Here is a 24,438-nt window from a genome sequence, read left to right as displayed (position 1 = left end):
AGTTGCGCACCGAAGCACGTGCGGGGGCTTCGATCGTTTGCGATCCTGGTCAGGGCGGGAGAGGAGCGGGGATGCGGGCGATCTGGAAGGGGGCCGTGTCGTTCGGGCTGGTCTCGATCGGGGTGAAGCTCTACTCGGCGACCGAGGAGAAGGACATCCGGTTCCACCAGGTGCACCGTGAGGACGGCGGCCGGATCCGCTACAAGCGCACCTGCTCGGTCTGCGGCGAGGAGGTCAGCTACGACGACATCGCCAAGGGCTACGACCTGGGCGGCGGCGAGATGGTCATCCTGACCGACGCCGACTTCGCCGACCTGCCGCTGACCAGCTCCCGGGCGATCGACGTGCTGGAGTTCGTCCCCGCCGAGCAGGTCGACCCGATCCTCTACAACAAGGCGTACTTCCTGGAGCCGGAGGGGACCGCCACCAAGCCGTACGTGCTGCTGCGCGACGCGCTGGCCGACTCGGAGCGGGTGGCGATCGTCAAGGTGGCGCTGCGCCAGCGGGAACAGCTGGCCACCCTGCGGGTCCGCGACGGGGTGCTGCTGCTCAACACGATGCTCTGGCCCGACGAGGTGCGTACCCCCGACTTCGGTTTCCTCGACGAGGACCTGAAGGTCCGCCCGCCGGAGCTGGCGATGGCCGCCTCGCTGATCGACTCGATGGCCGGGGAGTTCCAGCCGGACGCCTTCACCGACGACTACCGGGCGGCGTTGCAGGAGGTCATCGACGCCAAGGTGGAGGGCCGCGAGGTGGTCCAGCCGGCGGAGGAGGAGGCCGCGCCGGCCGCCGCGGTGGACCTGATGGCGGCGCTGAAGGCGTCCGTGGAGCGGGCCCGGGTGGCCCGGGGCGAGGCACCCTCCGGCGGGGCCGGCGAGCCGACGCCGATCTCGTCGGCCCGGTCGGCCAAGCAGGCGGCGAAGACACCGGGGGCGAAGACACCGGGGGCGAAGGCCGGACCGGCGAAGAAGACCACCGCCGGCAAGACCACCGCGAAGAGGACCCCCGCGACGAAGGCGGAGCCGGCGAAGAAGACCGCCGCGAAGAAGACCACGGAGAAGAAGGCCACCAAGGCCCCGGCCAAGAAGACCGCCGAGAAGAAGGCCGCCCCGCGCCGCAGCGCCTGAGCGGCGGGCCCGCGCCCGCCCCCGGCGCGACGGTGGGCCGTCCCGCCGGGGTCGTGCGTCGGTCAGCCCCGGCCGAGCTTCTCGGTGGGGGTGATCCGGACGATCACCCGCTCCTCGTCGGGCCGCCGGAACGGGTAGGTGTCCTGCCCCAGGTACTTCTTCGCCAGCCGGTCGATGTGCGCGTCGGCGCCCTCGGTGACGAACTCGGCGGTGCCCTTGACCCAGAGGGTGCGGAAGTCGTCGGCCCGGTCGACCACGGAGACCGCGACCACCGGGTTGCGGGCGATGTTGTGGTACTTCTGCCGCCCCTTGGCGGTGTTGAACAGGATGTGCTCGCCGTCGACGTCCACCCAGACCGGGGTGACGTGCGGGGTGCCGTCCGCCTCGATGGTCGCCACGTGGGCGAGTTGCGGTTCGGTGAGCAGGGCCTTGTCTTCGTCGGTGAGGATCGCCATGGTCGAGAACCTACCGCCGGACGGCCCCCGCCACCCGGAAAGACGGGCACGAACCGGCAGGCCCGGTCCGTTCACCGGACACGACGGGCGGGCGACGGCCCACCCTCGGCATCGATCCGGGTACCGTGTGCGCTGGCCACGGAACCGGGTCGCCGGGCCGGCCACCCACATCAGCAGGGAGTCGAGGACGTGAGCGAGCGTACGGAGAACCGTTCGGCGGGCCAGGGTCAGGCCCCGGAGACGAAGGCACAGCGGCGACTCGCCGCCCAGTTGGCGGCCCAGAAGGCCGCCGAGAAGCGCAAGCGCCGGCAGGCGTGGCTGGGCGCCGTCGCCGGCGTGGCCGTCATCGCGGTGATCGTCGGGGTGTTCGTGGTGGTCCGCAACGGCGAGAAGGACGACCCGAAGCCGGCGGCGGCTCCGGCCGGCTGCGCGGGTGACTTCCCCAAGCTGCCCGACGGGGCCGACCAGGCGCTGTGCACCAAGCCGCAGGCCACCAAGGGCGAGGGCGAGCTGACCGGGCTCAAGGCCACCCCGCTGATCCGGGGCACCGGCCCGGCCGCCCAGGCCGGCCAGCAGATCACCGTGAACTACGTGGGTGTGTCGTACAAGACCGGTGAGGAGTTCGACGCCTCCTGGAAGCGGTCCGAGCCGTTCACCTTCGGCCTCGGCCAGGGCAACGTCATCCCCGGCTGGGACCAGGGCATGCAGGGTCAGACCGTGGGCAGCCGGGTCCAGCTCGACATCCCCGCCGACCTGGCGTACGGCGACAAGCCGCAGCGTCCCGGCGCGCCCTCCGGCCCGCTGCGGTTCATCGTCGACGTGCTGGCGGTGCAGTAGACCACACGGGTCTTCCGGCCGGCACCTACCGGCAGTAGGTTCGGGGTCACCGTGGGCGGCCGGTCCGCGCCACGGTGACCCCCACCGACCCGGAGGTGCGCGTGCCGCCGCTGGACGATCCCGGGCGCACCGCCCGGTTGATGTGGACGCACGTCGAACCCCTGCACGCGATCACCTACTTCCATCCCCGGGCCCGCGCCGCCACCGAGGCGATCGGGCTGCGCGGCTACTGGCGGGGTTACTTCGCGGGCCGGGCCGCCCCGCTGGGGGCGGTCGACGCCGCCCCGGTGACCGCCGTCTTCTTCACCTTCGCCCCGCCGATGGTGGGCCGGGCGCTGCCGGCGGTGTGGCAGCTCGCCGCCCCCGAGGAGGCGTTGCGCGCCCGGCTCACCGGGGCCGTGCAGGCGCTCGCCGAACTCACCTACGAACTCCCCGAGGCGCACCTGGCCGAGGCGGCCGAACTGCTGGAGGTCGCGGCGGTCGGCGCGGACACCGCCGGCCGGGTGCTCGGTGCGGCCAACGCCGCCCTGCCGCGCGGCGACTACCCGCTGGCCCGGCTCTGGCAGGCGGCCACCACGCTGCGCGAGCACCGCGGTGACGGGCACGTGGCGGCCCTGGTCGCCGCCGGTCTCGACCCGGTCGAGACGCTGGCGTTCCGGGTCGCCCAGGACCGGCCGGAGGAGCACCTGCTCGGCCGGGGCTGGACCGGGGACGAGTGGGCGCAGGCGCGGGCCCGGCTGGTCGACCGGGGGTGGCTGACCGACGAGGGTGCCCCCACCGAGGTGGGGCGCGCCGGGCTGCGGGCCGTGGAGGACGCGACCGACCGGGCTGCCGCCCGCCCCTGGCTGGCCCTCGGCCCGGACGGCACGCAGCGGCTCCGCGAGCTGCTGGTGCCGGTCGCCCGCGCCTGCCACACGGTCATCCCCGCCGACAGCCCGATCGGGCTCCCCGCGCTCTCCTCCTGACCACCCCGGCCCGTCGCCCGATTCGGACTATCGGTGTCGTACCGGATGGTCGCGTCGTAGCAGGTCGTCGGTGGCCGACACACGTTGTTGACACATGTTTCATCGTCGGCAAGACTTCGTGATCGGGAGCGCTCCCACACCGGGGTGGAGTGTCGTCTCCTTCTCGCCGTGGCACTGCCACGGGAGCCTTCCACCCTCCAGGTCGGCTGCCGGCCGCCGCATGCCCTGTCGTCACCGCACGGCGGTGGCCGTCGTCGTACGAGCCTCATCGTGCGAACGCCGCAGCCTGCCCTGGTCGAGAAAGGCGGGACCGTGCGACGTACGAAATTCGACCAGTGGAGCCAGGAACTGCGCGACGTGCGCGACCCTGTCGAACTGTTCGACGGCAGCGCCCAGACGGCCGTCCTGCGACTGCTCACCATGGCCGGCAAGGTGCCCTTCCGGTCCGCCTTCGACGGCCTGACCCTGCGCGAGCAGGCGATCGTCCGGCACCTGCTCGGCCGGCAGCAGCTCCGGCTGACCGCGCCGGGCACCGACGCCACCGCCGCCCAGTTCGTGCTCGCCCACTCGGCGCTGGGCAAGCTGACCATCCACGAACCGGCGCGCGGCGACCTGCCGACCGAGGAGGTGGTGGCCGAGCTCGCCCTGCCCGGGTGGATGGTCGAGATGATCGACGAGGAGTGGCTGCCGGCCCAGGTCGAGGAGGAGCACCAGCGCCGCGAACTCGACCAGATGCTGCACACCTGGCATGCCGACGGCGGCCTGCCGGAACGGCTGGAAGAGGTCATCGACTGGGTCGAACGGGTCGAGACCGTCCTGATCTTCGTCGAGCGCCGGGTGTTCTCCCGCTCCGACTCCGGCTCCAGCACGCTCATCCGCGACGGCGTGCTGCCCGCGTTGCGGGGCCGTCCACCGGCCGACTGGCGCCCGGAGGAGCGGCTCTTCGTCGCGTCCATCCAGTTGCTGTTCCGCACCGGCCGGGCGGTCCGGTTCGAGGAGTTCAACGGCCGCCAGCTCAACGCGGTCAGCCTCCGCAAGGTGCTGACCGGCCGCTGCGCGACGTACCTGCGCGCGCTCGACGGGCAGGCCACCCGGGAGCTGAGCACCGCGACCCTGACCGAGTTGGCCACGCTCGCCGGTGAGCTGGTCGAACTCGTCGACGGCAGCGGTCACATCCGCTACCGGCGGATCAACGGGCTGACCTACGCCAAGGACGAGTACCTGCTGCCCTGGGAGGGCGGGCAGCGCAGTCAGGTCGAGCTGCCGCCGACCCTGCGGACGTCCACCGGCCTGCGGCCCGAGCCGGTCGACGGCGAGGACGCCGCCTCCTGGGTGCGCCGCGCCACCACCGCTGCCCTGCGCAGCGTGCACGCGGGCGGCGACGAGCGCGAGCTGACAGGCATCCTGGAGGGCATCGTGCTGGGCGCGGTCGTCGACAGTCGCGCCGACTACGGCATGTCCAGCGGCATCCGCGACCTGGCCCGCCTCGACGGTCCCGCCGGTCGGTACGACGAGGAGGTGGCGGGGCTGAAGAAACCCGACTTCTTCTGCTGCGTGCTGCCCAGCCCCCGGATGGCCGCCGACCTGCCCGCCCCAGCCGTCACCGATATCCTGTGGCAGGTCGCGCAGCGGATGATGTACAACCGCTGGCACTTCGTGCCCGGCAACTTCGACCGGGTCGAGGTGCCCCGCCAGCGGCACTACTTCTTCCCGCCGCTGGTGCCCGACATCGCCGAGTGGGGCGACCTGCGCCACGGTGGGCACAGCACCTCCCGCGTCCGCTACACCCTGCGGGCCCCCGGGGCGGCGATGTGGAAGCAGCCGTTCACGGTCGGCGGCCGACAGTACCGGGGCGCGTTCGACATCCGGCTGGTCCGCATGGACGGGCCGCCGTTCACCCTGGCCGAGCTGCGGACCGCCTGCCGGTACTCGGCGCTGGTGGACGTGTTCTGGCGCGAGATCGCCGGCTACGCCGACGCGCACGACGGCTGGGCCCCGGCGATCACCTCGTTCAGCGGCGACTGGTACACCAAGGAGTCCTGGCGGGACGCCGTCGAGCGGCTCGACGTGGCACAGCAGGCGGTCGGAGGGCTCGCGTGAGCGTCGACCCGCAGCAGGTCGTCGTCAACGGCGAGGACCAGTACTCCCTGTGGCCGGCGGACCGGCCGCTGCCGGGCGGCTGGACGACGGTGTTCACCGGGCCCGTCGAGGCGTGTCTGGAGCACGTCGCGGCACACTGGACCGACCTGCGGCCCGCCTCGCTGCGTACCGCCGGGGAGGCCGGCACCGGCGCTGCCATCCGGCCGGAGCCGGCCACGGTGGACCCCGCGTCGTCGGTCGCGACCGGCCCCCGCCGCCCGTTCGGGGACACCCCGCTGCACGTCCTCGTCGACCGGGCGCTGGCGGCCGACCCGGGGCGCGTCGCGGTGCGCTGCGCCGGGGTCGCGGTCACCGCCGGGGAGCTGCGGGACCGGGTCCGGCACGCCGCCCGGGTGCTGCGGGGCCACGGCGCGGGGCCGGAGACCCCGGTCGCGGTGCTGCTCCCCCGCTCGGTGGACGCGGTGGTGGCGATCCTCGCGGTGCTGGCGGCCGGGTCGGCGTACCTGCCGCTGTCGGTGCACGACCCGGCGGACCGGCGGGCCCGGATCCTGGCCGACGCGGGCGATCCGGTGCTGTTGACCGGCCCGGAGCACCGGGGCCTCGTGGCCGCCGGCTACCCGTCGGCCGTGCTCGACGTGACCGACCTGCCGGAGCCGGCCGGTGACGACGGTGACGGCGGCTGCCGGGTGGAGAACCTGGCGTTCATCATGTACACCTCCGGCACCAGCGGCGCTCCGAAGGGGGTGCTCGGCACCCACCGGCAGCTGGTCAACTACGTGCACTGGTGCGCCGAGGAGTTCGCGTTCCAGCCCGGGGAGCGGGCGGTGCTGCACGCCCCGCTGTACTTCGTCGGGTCGGTGATGACGCTGTTCACGGCGCTGGTCGCGGACTGGGAGCTGGAGGTCGCGCCCGAGCCGGTCGCGTTCGACGACCTGATCGCGTTGACCGCCGCCGCCCCGTGCGGGTTCCTGAAGCTCACCCCGTCGCACGTGCGGGCGATGACCGCCCTCGGTGGCGTCGACGACGTCGCCCGCCAGGTGATGATCGGCAGCGAGCCGCTGTACCTGACCCCCGAGTTCGACGCGTGGATCAGCGGCAGTCCCAAGTCGGGCTTCGGCAACCACTACGGCATGAGCGAGACCGTCGGCGCGACCTGGTACTGGATCGGCGCGGACCGGACGGTCGGGCGGCGGCTGCCGGTCGGTGCCCCCATCCCCAACGCCGAGGTGCACATCCTCGACGAGCAGGGCCGGCCCGCACCGCCGGGGCAGACCGGCGAGATCTGCCTGGGCGGGGCGGTGATCGGCCGGGGCTACCACGGCCAGCCGGTGCTGACCGCCCAGCGGTGGATCCCGCACCCCGGCGGCGACGGGAGGCGGCTGCTGCGCACCGGTGACCTGGGCCGACTCGGCCCGGACGGGGTGCTGGACGTGCTCGGCCGCGCCGACCGGCAGGTGAAGATCCGGGGCCAGCGCGTCGAACCGCCCGCCGTCGAGGACGCGCTGCGCCGCTGCCCCGGCGTCGCCGAGGCGGTGGTGATCGCCGAACCCGACGGCCACGACCTGCACCTGGTCGCCTACCTGCGGTCCGAGGACGAGCCCCGGCCGACCGAGGCGCAGTTGCGTGCCCACGCCGCCGGTCTGCTGCCGGAGGCGTCCGTCCCGAGCCGGTTCCTGTACGTGGCGCAGTACCCGCTCACCCCCAACGGCAAGGTCGACACCCGCCGGCTGCCCACCACGCCGGTGGTACGGCCCGCGCTGAGCACCGCGTACGTCGCGCCCTGCGGTGACCTGGAGACGGCGGTGGCCGGGGTGGTCGGCGCGGTGCTGCGGGTGGACCGGCTCGGTGTCGACGACGACTTCTTCGAACTCGGCGGCGACTCCATGCAGGTGGTCGAGGTCGTCACCAGGTTGGACGAGGAGCTGGGCCTGCCGGTGGGCATCGCCGACCTGTTCGACAGGCGTACGGTACGCGCCCTGGCCGCCGGGATGTCCGACCACCGACCACCGGCCCCCGTGGTCCCGGCGACGCCCGCCGGTGGGCAGCCGGACCGGTCCCCGCGTGCGGACACCGGCCGGCCGGCGGTCGGGGACGCGGCGGTGCAGGCCCGGTTCTCCGGGGCGTCCACCGGTTCCGCGCCGCTGACCTGGGGACAGACGGCCATGTACCGGCCGATGCAGTGGTTCGGCGAGGCCAGCCGGGACTTCAACATCCGGCGGGTGCTGCGGTTGGCCGCCCCGGTCACCACCGAGCGGGTCACCACGGCCTGGTCGGAGCTGGTGCTGCGGCACCAGGTGCTGCGCACCCTGATGACCGAGGACGCCGACGGGCCCCGACAGCACCTGGTCGCCGACGGGTCGTACGCGCCGCTGGTGCGGGACACCACCGCCGCCGAACTGCCGGAGGCGGCGGACGCCGCCGCCGCCGAACTGGCCGGCACCGCGTTCCGGCTGGACCGGGACTGGCCGGTCCGGTGGGCGCTGCTGCGCGTCGACGGCCAGGTCGAGGCCGTGGCGGTGGCCGCCTCGCACGTGTCGCTGGACGGCTGGTCGCTGGAGCTGCTGCTGGCGGAGCTGCGCACCCTGATCGAGGGCGAACGGACCCTGCCCGCACCGGGTTGGCAGCCGCTGGACCAGGCCGGCTACGAGGCGTCACCGGCCGGGCAGCGTCGGGCCGACCGGTCCCTGGCGTACTGGCGGGAGCGGCTGCCCCTGGTGCCGCAGCGGATCTTCGACGGGCCGGAGCAGGAGGCGGGTCCGCTGCCGGTCGTCACCTGGCGGATGGAGTCCACCGCCGTGGCCGCGGCGGCCGGCGCGCTGGCCGAGCGGACGGGGGCATCGTCGTCCACCGTGGTGCTGACCGCCGCGCTGCTGGTCCAGGCGGCGTTGACCGGCCGGGACCGGGCCGTGGTGAAGCTGATCGCCGGCAACCGGAACACCCCCCGCCAGCGACAACTGGTCACCGGTATCGCCCAGAACGCGCTGCTGGTCTTCGAGATCGGCGACGGTGACATCGACGACGCCGTGCGGCGCTGCTACCGCGACTCGACGGAGTCCTACTTCCACGCCACCTACCCGCCGGACGCCCTGGACGAGCTGATCGCGGCCGAGGGCGCGCAGGCCGACCTGTCGGTGTACTTCAACGACGCCCGGCTGGGCCGCGACTTCGACGTGCCGGCACAACCGCCCGACCGGGCCACGCTGACCGCCCTGGCGGCGCAGACCACCGTGCGACAGGTCACCGCCGTGGCCCGCCACGACATGACCTTCTTCCTGGCCATGCCCCACCTGGCCGGTGGCTGCGCGCTGCAGTTGCTGGCCGACACCCGGCGGGTGCCCGGCCCCGTCTGCGAGCGGGCGCTGCGGGGCGTCGAGACGCTACTGTGCGAGGCCGCGCTGCGCCCGGTGGCCCTGCGGGACGTCGCCGCGCTGCTCGACCTCGGCAGCACCCGCCCCTCCGACCACCAGGAGTCCCGATGACCGACCCCTATCCGCTGCTGCACCGGCTGGCCGCCGCCGGCGACGACGCCCTGACCAGCGTCCCGCTCCCGCCCGACGGTCGCTACCAGGTCGTCACCACCACCGTCGACGAGGTGACCGCCCAGATCGTGGACACCCTGCGCGACGGCTTCGCCGGCCGTGGCCCGGCCGACTACCCGCTGCTGGTGCTCGGCTGGGGGCGCTGCCGGGTCGGCTCGACCGCCGTGACCAACCTGTTCGGCATGGCGCGGGCGGCGGCCTACTACCAGCCGGTCAAGACCATCGGCCGGTTCGCGCTGACCGGTGGCGAGGGTTCGCCGTGGAAGCTGCCCGACGGCGAGCCGGTGTTGTTCGCCAAGGAGATGGCCGGGCCGTACGTGCCGTTCGAGGCGCTGTTCAACCCGGCCCGCTGCCTCGTCGAGGCCGGCTGGCCGGTCGACCGGCTGCGCCTGCTGGTGCTGGACCGGCAGCCGCGTGCCTCGCTCGACTCGTGGATGGCCAAGTGGGAGGGCAAGATCGGGCGCGAGCGGGTGGTGGAGAACTTCGTGCTCAGCACGCTCAACTACGCGCGGATGCGCGCCTGGGCCGGGGCCGAGGGGCTGGCGGTGACGCACTTCCCGTACGAGTGCAGCCGTGCCCCGCAGGAGACGGTGTCCCGGTTGTTCGACCGCCTCGGCATCGGTCACCTGTACCAGCCGGAGATGCTCACCGGTTGGGGTGCGGCCGGCGACCTCAACTCCGACCAGTCGAAGATCCACAACCCGGTGGAGCCGGAGCCCTACGTCGTACCCGGTCTGCACGGCAACGCCGACGAGTACCGCTTCCGGCCCCGGTCGGTGACGGTGCTGACCGACGCGGAGCTGGCCGTGGCCGACAGCCCCGAGGTGGTGGAGTCCTACGAGGTCTCGGTACGGTCCTGCGCGCAGGAGCTGGACCTGCCCGCGTCCCTGCGGGACGAGATCTTCGGCTGACCGCGATGACCGCCTCCCCCTCCGGCGTCGGGCAGTGGCGTGCGGCCGCCGCCGCCCGGCTGCGCATCGCCCGGCAGTGGCCCGCCGCCGGTGCCGGGTGGAGTGCCGTCGCGCTGGCGCTCAGCGTGTCCCGGGGGGTGCTGCCGGTGGTCTTCGCGATCGCCGTCAGCACCACCGTCGGCCGGATCGGCCCGGTGCTGCACGGCACCGCCCGACCGTCCGGGGTGTGGTGGCCGCTGGCCGTCGCCGGGGCGGCGCTGATCGCGGCGCAACTCGCGGAGGCGGCGCAGAAGGCCGTCGCCGAGCAGCTCAGCCGCCGCGTCGACGGGCACATGTACCGACGGCTCATCCAGGCGTCGCTGTCGACCCGGGAGATCACCCCGCTGGAGGACCCGGCGGTGCTGGACGAGCTGGGGGAGGCCGGGCACGAGCTGCGGTTCGCGTTCCGCACCCCGGGTGCGGCGTACGCCGGGCTGATCGCCCTCGTCGGGCCGTACACCCAGGTCGCCGGGTTCACGGTGGTGGTGGCGGTGGTGCTGGGGCCGTGGGCGGCGCTGGTCATGCTGGCGGTGGTGCTGCTGTTCCGGCACGGCCAGCGCGGCGGGTTGCGCCGTTACGCCCGGGTCATCCGGGACGTGGCGGCCCTACGCCGGGAGAGCCGTTACCTGCGGGGGCTGGCGATGGGCCCGGCCGCCGCCAAGGAGCTGCGGGTCTTCGGGCTCACCGGCTGGCTGACCGAGCGCTACCGGCAGGTCTACCGCCGGGCCCTGGCCCCCGTCTGGGCCGAGCGCCGCCGGATCTACCTGCGGCCCTACCTGGCGTACACGGCGGTGGGGCTGGTCGGCGTCGCGGCCGTGCTGGCGCTGGCCGGGGTCCGCGCCGCCGACGGGGCGTACGACCTGGCCGCGCTGGCGCTGGTGTTGCAGGCGGTGCTGGCCCTGATCCGGCTGGGCGAGTTCTACCCGGACTCCGACACCCAGACCCAGTACGGCATGAACGCCGAGACCGCCATCACCGCGTTCGAGCAGGCCATGGCACGCTACCCGGAACCCGCCGACCGGGGCGGTGCCGGGCCGCCCGCCACCGCCGCCCCGGCCATCGACTTCACCGGGGTGCGCTTCGGCTACCCGGGCTCTGCCGCGCCGGTGGTCGACGGCCTGGACCTGCACATCCCCGCCGGCCGCTGCACCGCCCTGGTCGGGGTGAACGGCGCGGGCAAGACGACCCTGGTGAAACTGCTGGCCCGGCTCTACTCGCCGGACGCCGGTGCGGTACGCGCCGACGGCGTCGACCTCGCCGACCTGCCGGCCCGGGACTGGCAGCGGCGGATCGCCGTGGTGTTCCAGGACTTCGTCCGTTACGAGCTGTCGGTGGCGGCCAACATCGGGTTCGGCGCGGTGGAGCATCTCGACGACCGGGCCGGGATCCGCCGCGCGGCGGAGGCGGCGGGGCTGCTCGACACTCTCGACGCGCTGCCGGACGGCTTGGACACGCTGCTGTCGCGCGCGTACGACGGCGGGGTCGACCTGTCCGGCGGGCAGTGGCAGCGCATCGCCATCGCCCGTGCCCTGTTCGCGCTCTACCACGGCAGCACCGTGCTGGTGTTGGACGAGCCCACGGCGGCGCTGGACGTGCGGGCCGAGGCCGAGTTCTTCGCCAGGTTCGCCGAGCTGACCCGGGGCCGCACGACGGTGCTCATCTCGCACCGGTTGTCCAGCGTCCGGCTGGCCGACCGGATCGTCCTGCTCGACGGGGGGCGGGTCGTCGAGCAGGGCAGCCACGACGAGCTGATGGCGGCGGGCGGCCGGTACGCGACGATGTTCACCCTCCAGGCGGAGCGGTTCGCCGAGGACGAGGCCGAGCGGGACACCGGCGGGGCCGACCGGGAGACCGACGAGGGCGCCGGTCCGCTGGCGCAGCGGGTGGGCTGAGCGATGATGCGGGCGATCACCGGGCTGCTGCGGCTGTCGTGGCGGCAGGACCGGCGCAAGATGGCCGTGGCGCTGGCGTTGATGGTGGGCAACGCGGTGGCGGTGCCGGCGAGCGCGGTGGCGCTCAAGCACCTCACCAACGCGGCGGCGGCCGGCCGGGCCGGGGCGGCGGCCTGGGCGGGGCTGGCCGTCGCGGTGGCCGCGATCGCGGCGCTGACCTGTGCGCACTTCGCCCACATCGGGTACTTCGAGGTGTCCGAGCTCAACGTGCTCAGCACCGACGAGCAGCTCATCGAGATCAGCAACGGCACCCCGTACCTGGACCACCACGAGCGGCCCGAGCACGCCGACCGGATGGCGTTGGCCCAGGACGAGCTGCAACGCATCGGCGAGGGCCTCCAGGCGCTGCTGACCGGGGGATCGCTGGCGGTCGGCCTGCTGCTGACCACCGTGCTGCTCACCCTGACCCATCCGGCGCTGGTGCTGCTGCCGCTGCTGGCCGCGTTGCCGGTGCTGGCCGGTCGCCGGGCCCAGGCCGCCGCCGACCGGGCCCGTGCGGACAGCGTCGTCGACACCCGGCAGGCCCGGCACCTGTTCGAGCTGACCACCACCGCGGCCTCGGCCAAGGAGCTGCGCCTGTTGGGCCTGGTGGGGCATCTCCAGCAGCGCTACGCCACGCACTGGCAGCGCGCCACCGCCCGGCTCTGGCGCGGTGAGCTGGCCGCCGGCCTGTGGCGCGCCGCCGGGCAGGCGGTGTTCGCCCTCGGCTACGTCGCCGCCCTGGTCCTGGTCGTCCGCGACGCCGTACGCGGCCGGGCGGACGTCGGCGACGTGGTGTTGGCGATCATGCTCGCCTCGCAGCTCAACCACCAGGTCGCCGCCGCCGTGACGATCACCCAGCAGTTGGCGCGCAGCGGCCGGTCCCTGCGCCGCCTGGACGAGGTGCGCGAGCTGGTGCCGCAGCCGGTCACCCCGCCCGACGCGCCCGCCACGCCCCTGCTCCCACCCGCGCGCCTGCTGGAGGGCATCCGGCTGCGGCAGGTGAGCTTCACCTACCCGGGCGCGGCCACCCCGGTGCTGCGCGACGTCGACCTGCTGCTGCCCGCCGGCAGCACCGTGGCGGTCGTGGGCGAGAACGGCGCGGGCAAGACCACGCTGGTCAAGCTGCTCAACCGGTTCTACGAACCCGACCGGGGCGCGATCCTGGTCGACGGGGTCGACCTGCGGCATCTCGACCTGGCCGCCTGGCGGGCGCGGACCACCGCCGCGTTCCAGGACTACGCACGGCCGGAGCTGACCGCCCGGCTGGCGGTCGGCATCGGGGACCTGCCCCGGGCCACCGACGACGACGCGGTCCGCACCGGCCTGGCCCGCGCGCACAGCGAGGTCGCCGACAAGCTGCCGTACGGGCTGGACACCCGGCTGGGGCGCAGTCACGCCGACGGCGGGGTGGACGCCTCCGGCGGGCAGTGGCAGCAGTTGGCGCTCGGCCGGGCGATGATGCGCGACGCCCCGCTGCTGATGGTGCTGGACGAGCCGGCGTCGGCGCTGGACGCCGAGGCCGAGCACCGGTTGTTCGCCAGGTACGCCGACGGGGCGGCCCGGGTCGCCGCCGACAGCGGCGGGGTGACGGTTTTCGTGTCGCACCGCTTCTCGACGGTCCGCACCGCCGACCTGATCATCGTGATCGGCGACGGCGGGGTACGCGAGGTGGGCACCCACGACGAGCTGATCCGCCTCGACGGCGTGTACGCCACCCTCTACGGCACCCAGGCCGCGGCCTACCGCTGAGGGTGGCGTCGGAACGGGGCGGTGGCGTCGGGGAGGATGGCGGGGTGACGGTGGATGCGGTGGTGTTCGACCTGGACGGCGTGATCGTGGACTCGGAGCCGGTCTGGGAGGAGGTGCGCCGGGCGTACGTGGCGGCGCGGGGCGGCACCTGGCAGCCCGACACCCAGCGGCGGCTGATGGGGATGAGCACCGGCGAGTGGGCCGAGTACCTCAGCGGTGAGCTGGGCGTCGACCGCAGCGCCGAGCAGGTCGCCGTGGACGTGGTCGAGGAGATGGCCCGGCGGTACGCGGTGCGCGTACCGCTGATCGACGACGCCGACCTGGTGGTGCGCCGGCTGGCCGCGCGCTGGCCGCTGGGGCTGGCCAGTTCCTCGCCGACCCGGCTGATCGCGGCGGCGCTGACCGCCGCGGACCTCACCGCCGAGTTCCGGGTGACCCTGTCGACCGAGCGGACCGCCCGGGGCAAGCCCGCGCCCGACGTGTACCTGGCCGTCGCCGAGCGGCTCGGGGTCGACCCGGCCCGGTGTGCCGCCGTGGAGGACTCCTCCAACGGGGTCCGCTCGGCCGCCGCCGCCGGGATGCGGGTCATCGCGGTGCCGCACGGGTCGTACCCGTTGGACCCGGACGCGGCGGAGCTGGCCGCGACGGTGCTCTCCTCGGTGCACGACCTCACCCCCGAGGTGGTGGACCGGCTCGGCTGAACCGCCTCCGCGACCCGGCCGGGCCGCCTAGCGTCGGACCCATGAGAGCTGTGGTTTACCAGGGGCCGCACGAGGTGACGGTCGAACAGGTCGAGGACCCGCGCATCGAGCACCCCGACGACGTCGTCGTGCAGATCACCACGACCGCGATCTGCGGCTCGGACCTGCACATGTACGAGGGACGCACGCTCGCCGAGCCGGGCATCGTCTTCGGCCACGAGAACATGGGCACGGTGGTCGAGGCCGGCACCGGGGTACGCGGGATCAGGGTCGGCGACCGGGTGTCGATGCCGTTCAACGTGGCGTGCGGGTTCTGCCGCAACTGCCGGGAGCAGAAGACCGGCTTCTGTCTCACCGTCAACCCCGGCTTCGCCGGTGGCGCGTACGGCTACGTGGCGATGGGGCCGTACCGGGGTGGGCAGGCGGAGTACCTGCGGGTGCCGTTCGCCGACTTCAACTGCCTGAAGCTGCCGCCCGGCACCGAGCACGAGAACGACTACGCGATGCTCGCCGACATCTTCCCCACCGGCTACCACGGGGTGGCGATGACCGGGCTGCGGCCCGGCGAGCGGATCACCGTGATGGGTGGCGGGCCGGTCGGGCTGATGGCCGCGTACTCGGCGGTCCTGATGGGTGCCGCCGAGGTGTTCCTGGTGGACCGGGTGCCGGACCGGCTGCGGCTGGCCGAGTCGATCGGGGCGACCCCGATCGACTTCTCGGCCGGGGACCCGGTCGCCCAGATCCTCGACCGGACCGACGGGGTGGGCACCGACCACGGGGTGGACGCGGTCGGCTACCAGGCCACCGGAGAGGGTGGCGCGGAGCAGCCGGCGGCGGTGCTGAACAGCCTGGTCGAGGTGGTCCGGGCGACCGGCGCGATCGGCGTGGTCGGCCTCTACCTGGCCAACGACCCGGGTGCGCCGGACGAGCACTCCGGCAGGGGTGAGCTGCTGTTCAAGGTGGGCAAGCTCTTCGAGAAGGGCCTGCGGATGGGCACCGGGCAGGCCAACGTGAAGACCTACAACGAGTACCTGCGGAATCTGATCATGGCGGGGCGGGCCACCCCGAGCTTCGTGGTGAGCAAGGAGCTGCCGTTGGACGCCGCGCCGGACGCGTACCGACGTTTCGACCGCCGCGAGGAGGGCTACTCGAAGGTGGTGCTCAAACCGGCGGCCTGAGGAGACGGCATGCAGACGATCGTGTACGAACGCACCGGTGACCCGTCGGTGCTCCAGTTGGTCGACCGGCCGGTGCCCGAGCCGGGTCCGGGGGAGGTGCTGGTCCGGCTGGCGGTGGCCGGGGTGAACCCGACCGACTGGAAGAGCCGGCGACAGCAGCCGCTACCGGTCGGCTGGCAGACCCCGGGGCAGGACGGGGCGGGCGTGGTGGAGTCGGTCGGCGCGGGGGTCGACCAGGGTCTGACCGGGGAACGGGTGTGGGTCTGGGAGGCCGCCTGGCAGCGCCCCTGGGGTACGGCCGCCGAGTACACGGTGGTGCCGGTCCGGCAGGTGGTGCCGCTCGGGGACGCCTCCTTCGACCTCGGCGCGTGCCTGGGCATCCCGTTCCTCACCGCGCACCGCTGCCTGACCGCCGGGGAGTACATGCCGGACACCCTGCACGCCGGGGCGCTCAGCGACCACGTGGTGCTGGTGCAGGGCGGGGCGGGTGCGGTGGGCAACGCGGCGATCCAGTTGGCCCGCTGGGCCGACGCCTGCGTCATCGCGACGGTCAGCAGTCCGGAGAAGGCGCAGTTGGCGGCGGCGGCCGGGGCGTCCTTCGTCATCGACTACCGGGAACAGGACGTGGCCGACGAGGTCCGCAAGGTAGCCCCCGACGGGGTGCACACCATCGTCGAGGTCTCCGCCGCCCGGAACGCGGCCACCGACGTGCAGGTGCTGCGGGCCGGCGGGGCGGTCTGCGTCTACGCCGACGACGGTGGCGGCGAGGTGACCCTGCCGATCCGGCCGTTGATGGCCCCGAACGCCTGCTGGCAGTTCGTGCTGGTCTACACGGCACCGAAGGCGGCCAAGGCGCAGGCGGTGACCGACGTGGCGGCGGCGGTCGCCCAGGGGGCGGTACGGGTGGGCGCGGAGGCGGGCCTGCCGCTGCACCGTTTCGGCTTGGCGCAGGCCGCCGACGCGCACCGGGCGGTGGAGGACGCGGTGGTGGGCAAGGTGCTGCTGGACACCGCCGGACAGTAGATCCGGACACCGCCGACCGGTGAATCTGAGGACATTTCGCAATCGCCCGGACAGACGCGAGTAATTCTCGCAACAATGACATGGCGGGTCACCCCGCAAGGAAGGGCGGCCCCGGCGCGGTGCGAACGCCGGGGCCGCCCCTGGGGAGGGATGTTTCAGGAGTGACGTCCCTACCCCATCGGCGACGGATCGCCGAAAAGTGTTACGGCCCCGCCAGCTCCCGTACCTCCAGGTCGCCGGCGGCGTACCGCGAACGCACCACCTTCTTGTCGAACTTGCCGACGCTGGTCTTCGGCACCGCGTCGATGACCGCCCAGCGCTCCGGCAACTGCCAGTGTGCCACCGAACCGGCGAGGAACGTACGGAGCTGCTCCACACTGGTCGACGCGCCCTCGCGGACCACCACGGTGGCCAGTGGACGCTCACCCCACCGCTGGTCGGGCACCCCCACCACGCAGGCCTCCTGCACGTCCGGATGGGCCATCAACGCGTTCTCCAGCTCCACCGAGGAGATCCACTCCCCACCGGACTTGATCACGTCCTTGGCCCGGTCGGTGAGGGTGATGAACCCGTCCGGCGAGAGCGTGCCGACGTCACCCGTACGCAACCAGCCGTCGCGGAACTTCTCCGGATCGGGGGCGTCGTCGCCGACGTACCTGGCGGTCACCCACGGCCCGCGAACCTCCAGCTCCCCCACGGACGTCCCGTCGGCGGGCAGCGGCTCGCCCAGCGGGCCGACGATCCGGGCCGCCACCCCGGCCGGCACCCGCCCCTGCGTGTAGCGGTACCGCCAGGCGTCGTCGCCGGTCACCCCGGCCGGTGCCCGGGACACCGACCCCAGCGGGGACATCTCGGTCATCCCCCAGGCGTGGATCACCTCGATGCCGTGCCGTTCGGCGAACGCGTGCATCAGCGCGGGCGGGCACGCCGAGCCGCCGACGATCACCTCCTTGAGCGACGAGGTGTCCACGTCGTTGGCGTCCAGGTGGGCCAGCAGGTCGTTCCAGATGGTCGGCACCGCGCCGGCCAGGGTGGGCCGCTCGGCGGCGATCATCTCGGCGATCGGCGCGGCCTGGAGGAACCGGTCCGGCATGATCAGTGACGCGCCGGAGAGGAACGCCGCGTACGGCAGCCCCCAGGACATCGCGTGGAACATCGGCACGATGGCCAGCTCCCGGTCGCCCGGCCCGAGCCCGAACCCCTCCGGCAGGCACACCTGCAACGAGTGCAGGTAGATCGACCGGTGCGAGTAGGCGACACCCTTGGGGTGGCCGGTGGTGCCGGAGGTGTAGCAGAGCGCGGCGGCGTCCCGCTCGTCGACCTCGGGCCAGTCGTAGTGCTCCGGCCGGCCGGCCAGCAGCTCATCCCAGTGGTGGAAGGTGACCCGGTCACCGGCGACCGCCCGCAGCGGCCCGGGGTCGCCCCCGCCGACCACCACGACGTGCCGCACCGTGGTCAGTTCGCCGAGCACCCGGGCCAGCAGCGGGATCAACGTCGAGTCGACGAGCACCACCCGGTCCTGCGCGTGGTTGGCGATGTAGGCGACCTGGTCGGGGAAGAGCCGGATGTTCAGGGTGTGCAGCACCGCGCCCATGCTCGGCACGGCGAAGTACGCCACCAGGTGCTCGGTGTTGTTCCACATGAAGGTGGCGACCCGCTCGTCGCCGGTCACCCCGCACTCGTCGCGCAGCGCGTGGGCCAGCCGGGCCGCCGTCCGTCCCACCTCGGCGTACGACATCCGGCGCGGCTCGGCCCCCGTCCAGGTGACCACCTCGGCCGTGCCGTGCACGGTGACACCGTGTTCGAGGATCCGGGCGACCTGCAGCGGGGCGTCCATCATCGTGCTACGCATGGGTGACAAGCTAGTGTCGCCGGTCACACGTTGGGAACCCCCGGAACGTCGAACCGTCCCCGGAATGCTGCGTAGATTGTCCGGGTGAGTATCTCCTGGGCCGACTCGTACGTGGGACAACTACGCGCCCTGGCCGGTGACCGGACGCTGATGTTCGTCGGCGCCCGGGCCGTGGTGCGCGACGACGACGGCCGGGTGCTGCTGATCCGGCGCTCCGACAACGGCCAGTGGGCGCTGCCGGCGGGCGCGATGGAACTCGGCGAGTCGATCGCCGACTGCGCGGTGCGGGAGGTGCGCGAGGAGACCGGCCTGCGCGCCCTGCGGGTCAGCGCCTTCGCCCTCTACACCGGCCCGGACCGCACCCACACCAACATGTACGGCCACACCTACCAGATCTTCACCACCGCGTTCCGGGTCGACGAGTGGGACGGCGAGCTGGCCCGGGTCACCGACGAGACGACCGACGCGGCCTTCCTGCACCCGCACGAGTTCCCGGCCCCGCTCTCCCTCTCGGTCCCGGAAACCCTCGCCGACCTCGACGTCTTCACCCAGACCAACCGCCTCATCCTGAAGTAGCCCCCGCTACCCCCTCCCCCTTCCCCCACTTCCCCCGCCTTCCCCGGTGATCAAGAGGTTTGCGTCAGCCTCGGCGCGATTTCTGACGCAAACCTCTTGATCACCGGAGCGAGCCGGGGTGGGCCGGAGCGGGACAGAGCGGGAGAGAGCGGGCGGAATGGGGTCGGGCCGGGCCGGGCGGGACCGGGTCAGAGCATGGTTTGGGATTTGGCGTTGAGGTCGGCGGCGGCTTCCTCCTTGGACTCCCGGGTCAGGGGCTTGCCGCCGGGGGCGGGGGCCGTTCCACCGAGCGGGTCGGTGCCACCGGTCGCGCCCTGCGGGCCGGCACCCCGGAGCTGGTCGTTCGGCAGGGCCAGGGTGACCAGCACGGCGAGCAGCGCGATCAGGCCGGTGGTCAGGAACACCAGGTGCAGCGCGTCGACGAAGGATGCCTGGATGGCCGCCCGGACCGGGCCGGGCAGGACCAGGATCGTCGCCGGGTCGTTGATCGAGATGTTCGTGCCGCTGCCCGCCACCGCCGCCCGCTGCTCGGGCGGGAGCTGGGCGATCGCGCCGGGCAGCCGGTCGGCCAGGCCACCGGCGAGCCGGGAGGAGAGCACCGCGCCCAGGATGGCCACCCCGAACGAGCCGCCCAGCGACCGGAAGAACGTCGCCGAGGAGGTCGCCGCGCCGAGGTTCCGGACGTCCACCGCGTTCTGCACGCCGAGGATGAGCGACTGCATGCACAGGCCCAGCCCGACGCCGATGACCACCATGTAGCCGAACGCCGCCCAGAGCGAGCTGTCCACCTGGAGCCGGGTGAACAGCAGCATGCCGGCGACCAGCACCACCGAACCGGCCACCGGGAACCACTTGTACCTGCCGATCCGGCTCATCGCCCGGCCGGTCACGATCGAGGTGACGATGATGCCGGCCATCATCGGCAGCATCAGCAGGCCGCTGCGGGTGGGCGAGGCGCCCTTGACGATCTGCAGGTAGAGCGGGATGAAGATGATCGACCCGAACATCACCAGACCGAGCACGAAACCGGCCGAGTTGGCCAGCGCGAACGTCGCCGAACGGAACAGCCCGAGCGGCAGGATCGGCTCACCGACCCGGGCCTCCTGGAGCACGAACGCCACCCCGAGCACCGCGCCCGCCACGAACAGCCCGACGATCGTCGGCGAACCCCAGGCGTACGAGTTGCCGCCCCAGCTCAGCGCCAGCAGCAACGCGCTCACCCCGGCGACCAGCAGCGCCGCGCCCAGCCAGTCCACGGTGTGCTCCCGCCGCTCGAACGGGATCAACCGCAGCACGTGGTAGCAGACCACGATCGCCAGCAGCGCCAGCGGCACGTTCAGATAGAAGATCCACCGCCAGCTCGTCTCGGCGAAGTAGCCGCCGACCAGCGGCCCGGCCACCGAGGAGACGCCGAAGACCGCCCCGAACAGCCCCTGGTAGCGGCCACGCTCCCGGGGCGACACCACGTCCGAGATGATGGTGAACGCCAACGTCATCAGGCCACCCGCGCCGATGCCCTGTACGCCCCGGGTCACGATCAGCTGGGTCATGTCCTGCGACAGGCCGGCCAGCAGCGAGCCGAGCAGGAACGTGCCGATCGAGAAGAGGAAGACCGGGCGGCGGCCGTACAGGTCGGCCATCTTGCCGTAGAGCGGGGTGGAGGCGGTCGAGGCGAGCAGGTAGGCGGTCACCACCCACGAGTAGTGGTCGATCCCGCCCAGCTCCCCGACGATGGTGGGCAACGCCGTACCGACGATGGTCTGGTCCAGCGCGGCCAGCAGCATGCCGGTCATCAGGCCGAACATCAACAGGCGGAGCTGGCGGGCCTGGAGCACCGGCTGGCCGTGGGTCTGGGCGGTCATCCCGCCTTCTTTCCCGCTCCCCCGCGAACATGCCTGCGGGCCGGGGAAACCTGCCCCCGGACCCACCGGCGGGCACGCGGGCGGACCCCGCGTGCCCGTCGTGGTACGACTCAGTCGCCGGCGGCGAACCGGTCGACGATCGTGGCGCAGAACGCCGGCAGGTCGTCGGGCTTGCGGCTGCTGACCAGGTTGCCGTCGGTCACCACCTGCTCGTCGACCCAGGTCGCGCCGGCGTTGGTCAGGTCGGTACGCAGGCTCGGCCAGCTGGTGATCCGGCGGCCCGCCACCACACCCGCCTCGACCAGGGTCCACGGGCCGTGGCAGATCACCCCGACCGGCTTCCCGGCGGTGAAGAACGCCTGCACGAACCGGACCGCGTCCGGGTCGGTGCGCAGGAAGTCCGGGTTGGCCACCCCACCGGGCAGCACCAGCGCGTCGTAGCCGTCGGCGTCCGCGTCGGCCGCCGTCACCGCCACGTCGTACGTCCCGCCCTGGTCCAGGTGGTTGAAGGCCTGGATGGTGCCGGGCTTGAGCGACACCAGCTCGGCGGTCGCGCCCGCCTTCTCGACCGCCTCACGCGGCTGCACGTACTCGACCTCCTCCACGCCGTCGGTGGCGAGGAACGCGATCCGCTTGCCCTGCAATGTCGTGGCTGCCATGTCGGTTTTCCCCTCTCCGGATACCTCTGGTCGGTTCCCGGGGCGTAGGGCCCGAAACGTGACCCCGGTCGCCGGTCGCGGCGGAGGGTTTGGCCTGGTCGGGGCGGGGGACCCCGGTGGGCATGGCAGGAGCAGCAGCGGAACAGCGCCGGCTCGCCACCGTCGTGGCGAGCTGGCGGGAACGCGCCGTCCTCGTCGTCGGTGACGCCATGCTCGACGAGTGGCGCTTCGCCGAGTCGGAGCGGCTGTGCCGGGAGGCCCCCGCGCCGATCCTCACCCTGCGCCGACGGATCACCGCCGCCGGTGGGGCCGCGAACACGGCGGTCAACATCGCCACCCTCGGCGGGCGGGCCCTGCTCGTCGCCCCGGTCGGCGCGGACGTGGCCGGCGACGAACTGCACGACTGCCTGGACCGGGCCGGCGTCTGGGACCGTACGGTCAGCGAACCGCACCGGCCAACGCCGGTGAAACGCCGGATGCTCGCCGGCAACCAGATCCTGCTCCGCGAGGACTCCGGCGACCCGGACGACCCGCTCGACGACGACGGGGTCGGCCGGCTGCTCACCGCCCTGAGCTGCGCCACCGAGGAGCTGCGGGCGGTGGCCGACGGGGCCGCGCCCACGCTGGTGGTCTGCGACTACGGCCTCGGTGCGCTGCCCGCCCCGGTCCGCGCCTGGCTGGTCGCCCACCGGCACCGGTACGCCACCGTCGCCCTGGACGCCCACGACCTCGCCGACTGGCGGGGGCTGAACCCGACGGTGGTCACCCCCAGTTTCGCCGAGGCGACCCGGCTGCTGGCCCGCGCCGCAGCCGGCTTCGGCGCGCCGCCCGCCCCGGCCCGTACCGGCGGCACCGGCCTGCACCTGGACCACCCGCCCAACGACCCGGCGGACGGGCCGTCGGAGCTGGTCGTGGGCACCGCCCCGGGCGGCGTCGGCCGGGCCACCGGCCCGACCGGGGAGCCGACCCCGGGCGAGGGGCGGGTCGCGATGACCGGGGACGGGCTGAGCGTGACCGGGGCCGGGGTGACCGTCAACGCCACCGTCGGCGAGGGGGTCGACCGGGCCGGGCTGGCGCAGGCGCGGCTGGCCGAGCTGCGGGCGCACACCGGCGCGGACGTGGTCGCGGTGACCCTGGACACCGAGGGCGCCATCGTCGGCGGCCCGGACGGTGCGCCCCGGCGCAGCCACAGCACCCCCGTCCCGGCCAGTCACGCCGTCGGCGCGGGCGACGCGTACCTGGCGGCGATGACCCTCGCGCTGGCCGCCGGGGCGCCGCTGCCGACCGCCGCCCAACTGGCCCAGCTCGCCGCCACCATCACCGTCTCCGACACCGGCACCTGCGTGTGCCGCCGGGAGGACCTGCTCGACGCGCTCGGCGGCACGTCCGGCGGCGGCACCCATCCGACGCTGGTCGGCACCGGGGAGCTGGACGCGATCGTCGCCGACCACCGGCGGGCCGGCCGGTCCGTGGTGTTCACCAACGGCTGCTTCGACGTGCTGCACCCGGGGCACGTGCGTTACCTGGAACAGGCCCGCGCGCTGGGCGACCTGCTGGTGGTGGCGGTCAACTCCGACTCCAGCGTCCGCCGGCTCAAGGGGGCCGACCGGCCGGTCAACCCGGTGGAGGACCGGATCGCCCTGCTCGCCGCGCTGTCCTGCGTGGACCACGTGGTGGTCTTCGAGGAGGACTCGCCGGCCGGCCTGATCGAGGCGGTCCGCCCCGACGTGTACGTCAAGGGCGGCGACTACCCGCCGGAGATGGTCCCGGAAGCACCGCTGGTGCGCCGCCTCGGCGGTCAGGTGCGCACCCTCGGCTACGTGCCGGACCGGTCCACCTCGGCGATCATCGACCGGATCCGCGCCCAGGCCGCCGTCGTCCCGACCACCGGCCGGGCCACCGCCGCCGACCGGCCCGGCACGGTGCCGTCCGGCGTCGATCCGCCGACCACACCCGGCCCGGCGTCGACCCCGGCCACCCCGACCCCGACCGCCGAACACCTGGGCAGGACCACGTGAACCGACCGCTCGACCTCGGCTCGACCGGGGAGTTCCGCCGACCCCGTCGGCTCGACGTGCTGATCCCCACCCGCAACCGGCCGGCCGAACTGGCGGTCACCCTGGCCGGGCTGGCCGCCCAGGTCGAGGTCCCCGACTTCGGGGTGGTGGTCAGCGACCAGTCCGACCACGACCCGGCGTACGCGCACCCGGCGGCGGCCACCATGGTCCGGGCGTTGCGCCACCGGGGGCACCCGGTGCTGCTCACCCGGCGGCTGCCCCGGCGCGGGCTGGCCGAACACCGGGCGTACCTGCTGGACCGGTCGGTGGCCCGGTACGTGCTCTGCCTCGACGACGACGTCTGGCTCGAACCGGGCACCCTGGACCGGCTGGTCACCGCGATCGGGGAGCTGGGCTGCGGGTTCGTCGGCAACGCGGTGCACGGCCTGTCGTACGCCGACGACGTCCGCCCCGAGACGCACCGGCACTACGAGGAGTGGGACGGGCCGGTGGTGCCGGAACGGGTCCGCCCCGACACCCCGCAGTGGCAGCGGGCCGCCATCCACCCGGCCGCGAACCTGCTGCACGTCCAGCAGAAGCTGGGCCTGCCGGCGGGGGCGTGGCGGGCGTACAAGGTCTCCTGGATCGGCGGTTGCGTGCTCTACGACCGGGCGGCGCTGGTCGACGCGGGCGGCTTCGAGTTCTGGCGGCGGGTGCCGGCGAACCACCAGGGCGAGGACGTCGCCGCCCAGCTCGCGGTGCTGGCCCGGTACGGCGGCGCGGGTGTGCTGCCCAGCGGCGCGTACCACCTGGAGTCACCGACCACCGTGACCGACCGTGACGTCGAGGCGTGGGAGGTCGTCGCCGCCGACACCCCGCAGCCGGCCTGAGCCCTGCCGGTTCCGGCCGCCGACCCGCCGGGCTCGCCCCGGCC

Annotated in this window: 18 protein-coding genes; 14 read left to right on the top strand and 4 right to left on the bottom strand. The window is 73.7% G+C overall.

The genetic code is table 11. From position 1 onward, the window contains the following. Nucleotides 1–71 precede the first annotated feature (71 nt). Entirely contained in the window at nucleotides 72–1,127 is a 1,056-nt protein-coding gene (locus ACN268_RS24485; protein ID WP_421485162.1) for a Ku protein, read from the top strand. A 62-nt stretch (nucleotides 1,128–1,189) separates the two neighbouring features. Here ACN268_RS24485 and ACN268_RS24480 read toward each other — a convergent pair whose 3' ends face one another. Then, on the bottom strand, nucleotides 1,190–1,582 hold the full coding sequence (locus ACN268_RS24480) for a PPOX class F420-dependent oxidoreductase (RefSeq protein WP_088643504.1): 393 nt from the start codon (nucleotides 1,580–1,582) through the stop codon (nucleotides 1,190–1,192). Nucleotides 1,583–1,771: 189 nt separating this feature from the next. On the opposite strand from ACN268_RS24480, the gene ACN268_RS24475 reads away from it, so the two are divergent. From ACN268_RS24475 to ACN268_RS24430, 10 genes are all read left to right on the top strand, one after another. Next, on the top strand, nucleotides 1,772–2,419 hold the full coding sequence (locus tag ACN268_RS24475) for an FKBP-type peptidyl-prolyl cis-trans isomerase (protein ID WP_421485161.1): 648 nt from the start codon (nucleotides 1,772–1,774) through the stop codon (nucleotides 2,417–2,419). 140 nt (nucleotides 2,420–2,559) lie between these two features. After that, nucleotides 2,560–3,384 carry an SCO6745 family protein gene (locus ACN268_RS24470; RefSeq protein ID WP_421486982.1) on the top strand — a complete coding sequence of 275 codons (825 nt, stop codon included), beginning with the start codon at nucleotides 2,560–2,562 and terminating at the stop codon, nucleotides 3,382–3,384. Between the two features lie 312 nt (nucleotides 3,385–3,696). Beyond that, the gene (locus ACN268_RS24465) at nucleotides 3,697–5,484 is read left to right on the top strand and encodes a hypothetical protein (RefSeq protein WP_421485160.1); all 1,788 of its coding nucleotides are present in this window, start codon (nucleotides 3,697–3,699) and stop codon (nucleotides 5,482–5,484) included. Then, a complete protein-coding gene (locus ACN268_RS24460) occupies nucleotides 5,481–8,963 on the top strand; it encodes an AMP-binding protein (RefSeq protein WP_421485159.1) in 3,483 nt (1,160 codons plus the stop codon). The genes ACN268_RS24465 and ACN268_RS24460 overlap by 4 nt, the downstream gene beginning before the upstream one ends. Further along, a complete protein-coding gene (locus ACN268_RS24455; protein WP_421485158.1) occupies nucleotides 8,960–9,934 on the top strand; it encodes a hypothetical protein in 975 nt (324 codons plus the stop codon). The genes ACN268_RS24460 and ACN268_RS24455 overlap by 4 nt, the downstream gene beginning before the upstream one ends. Nucleotides 9,935–9,939: 5 nt before the next feature. Further along, complete coding sequence (locus ACN268_RS24450) at nucleotides 9,940–11,865, top strand: ABC transporter ATP-binding protein (RefSeq protein WP_421485157.1); 1,926 nt, start codon at nucleotides 9,940–9,942, stop codon at nucleotides 11,863–11,865. Nucleotides 11,866–11,868: 3 nt separating this feature from the next. Beyond that, complete coding sequence (locus ACN268_RS24445; protein ID WP_421485156.1) at nucleotides 11,869–13,656, top strand: ABC transporter ATP-binding protein; 1,788 nt, start codon at nucleotides 11,869–11,871, stop codon at nucleotides 13,654–13,656. Nucleotides 13,657–13,700: 44 nt separating this feature from the next. Beyond that, entirely contained in the window at nucleotides 13,701–14,357 is a 657-nt protein-coding gene (locus ACN268_RS24440; RefSeq protein ID WP_421485155.1) for an HAD family hydrolase, read from the top strand. 41 nt (nucleotides 14,358–14,398) lie between these two features. Beyond that, nucleotides 14,399–15,535 (top strand): glutathione-independent formaldehyde dehydrogenase, encoded by a 1,137-nt coding sequence (locus ACN268_RS24435; protein ID WP_421485154.1) that lies wholly within the window; start codon nucleotides 14,399–14,401, stop codon nucleotides 15,533–15,535. A 9-nt stretch (nucleotides 15,536–15,544) separates the two neighbouring features. Next, on the top strand, nucleotides 15,545–16,558 hold the full coding sequence (locus ACN268_RS24430; RefSeq protein WP_421485153.1) for an NADPH:quinone reductase: 1,014 nt from the start codon (nucleotides 15,545–15,547) through the stop codon (nucleotides 16,556–16,558). Nucleotides 16,559–16,760: 202 nt separating this feature from the next. On the opposite strand, the gene ACN268_RS24425 is transcribed toward ACN268_RS24430, so the two are convergent. Then, on the bottom strand, nucleotides 16,761–18,410 hold the full coding sequence (locus ACN268_RS24425) for a fatty acid--CoA ligase (RefSeq protein ID WP_421485152.1): 1,650 nt from the start codon (nucleotides 18,408–18,410) through the stop codon (nucleotides 16,761–16,763). An 84-nt stretch (nucleotides 18,411–18,494) separates the two neighbouring features. Here ACN268_RS24425 and ACN268_RS24420 point away from each other — a divergent pair, with 84 nt between their 5' ends. After that, the gene (locus ACN268_RS24420) at nucleotides 18,495–18,986 is read left to right on the top strand and encodes an NUDIX domain-containing protein (RefSeq protein ID WP_145917586.1); all 492 of its coding nucleotides are present in this window, start codon (nucleotides 18,495–18,497) and stop codon (nucleotides 18,984–18,986) included. 188 nt (nucleotides 18,987–19,174) lie between these two features. Here ACN268_RS24420 and ACN268_RS24415 read toward each other — a convergent pair whose 3' ends face one another. Continuing rightward, nucleotides 19,175–20,848 (bottom strand): MDR family MFS transporter, encoded by a 1,674-nt coding sequence (locus tag ACN268_RS24415; protein WP_421485151.1) that lies wholly within the window; start codon nucleotides 20,846–20,848, stop codon nucleotides 19,175–19,177. 110 nt (nucleotides 20,849–20,958) lie between these two features. Beyond that, nucleotides 20,959–21,507 carry a type 1 glutamine amidotransferase domain-containing protein gene (locus ACN268_RS24410; RefSeq protein ID WP_421485150.1) on the bottom strand — a complete coding sequence of 183 codons (549 nt, stop codon included), beginning with the start codon at nucleotides 21,505–21,507 and terminating at the stop codon, nucleotides 20,959–20,961. 122 nt (nucleotides 21,508–21,629) lie between these two features. On the opposite strand from ACN268_RS24410, the gene rfaE2 reads away from it, so the two are divergent. Together rfaE2 and ACN268_RS24400 are read left to right on the top strand one after the other, a co-directional pair. Then, complete coding sequence (gene rfaE2, locus ACN268_RS24405; RefSeq protein WP_421485149.1) at nucleotides 21,630–23,525, top strand: D-glycero-beta-D-manno-heptose 1-phosphate adenylyltransferase; 1,896 nt, start codon at nucleotides 21,630–21,632, stop codon at nucleotides 23,523–23,525. Further along, nucleotides 23,522–24,394, top strand: coding sequence for a glycosyltransferase family 2 protein (locus tag ACN268_RS24400; protein ID WP_421485148.1), 873 nt, complete (start codon nucleotides 23,522–23,524; stop codon nucleotides 24,392–24,394). The genes rfaE2 and ACN268_RS24400 overlap by 4 nt, the downstream gene beginning before the upstream one ends. Nucleotides 24,395–24,438: the final 44 nt, after the last annotated feature.

The organism is Micromonospora sp. WMMD735 (assembly GCF_049178995.1).
Taxonomy (GTDB): domain Bacteria; phylum Actinomycetota; class Actinomycetes; order Mycobacteriales; family Micromonosporaceae; genus Micromonospora; species Micromonospora wenchangensis.
Note: the sequence above shows the minus strand (reverse complement) of the source record. Positions and strands in the feature narration are given on the sequence as shown.

Coding starts and splice junctions, on each gene's coding strand:
- ACN268_RS24485 (WP_421485162.1), top strand. CDS start 72: ATGCGGGCGATCTGGAAGGGGGCCGTGTCGTTCGGGCTGGTCTCGATC.
- ACN268_RS24480 (WP_088643504.1), bottom strand. CDS start 1,582: ATGGCGATCCTCACCGACGAAGACAAGGCCCTGCTCACCGAACCGCAA.
- ACN268_RS24470 (WP_421486982.1), top strand. CDS start 2,560: ATGTGGACGCACGTCGAACCCCTGCACGCGATCACCTACTTCCATCCC.
- ACN268_RS24455 (WP_421485158.1), top strand. CDS start 8,960: ATGACCGACCCCTATCCGCTGCTGCACCGGCTGGCCGCCGCCGGCGAC.
- ACN268_RS24450 (WP_421485157.1), top strand. CDS start 9,940: ATGACCGCCTCCCCCTCCGGCGTCGGGCAGTGGCGTGCGGCCGCCGCC.
- ACN268_RS24445 (WP_421485156.1), top strand. CDS start 11,869: ATGATGCGGGCGATCACCGGGCTGCTGCGGCTGTCGTGGCGGCAGGAC.
- ACN268_RS24435 (WP_421485154.1), top strand. CDS start 14,399: ATGAGAGCTGTGGTTTACCAGGGGCCGCACGAGGTGACGGTCGAACAG.
- ACN268_RS24430 (WP_421485153.1), top strand. CDS start 15,545: ATGCAGACGATCGTGTACGAACGCACCGGTGACCCGTCGGTGCTCCAG.
- ACN268_RS24425 (WP_421485152.1), bottom strand. CDS start 18,410: ATGCGTAGCACGATGATGGACGCCCCGCTGCAGGTCGCCCGGATCCTC.
- ACN268_RS24415 (WP_421485151.1), bottom strand. CDS start 20,848: ATGACCGCCCAGACCCACGGCCAGCCGGTGCTCCAGGCCCGCCAGCTC.
- ACN268_RS24410 (WP_421485150.1), bottom strand. CDS start 21,507: ATGGCAGCCACGACATTGCAGGGCAAGCGGATCGCGTTCCTCGCCACC.
- rfaE2 (WP_421485149.1), top strand. CDS start 21,630: ATGGCAGGAGCAGCAGCGGAACAGCGCCGGCTCGCCACCGTCGTGGCG.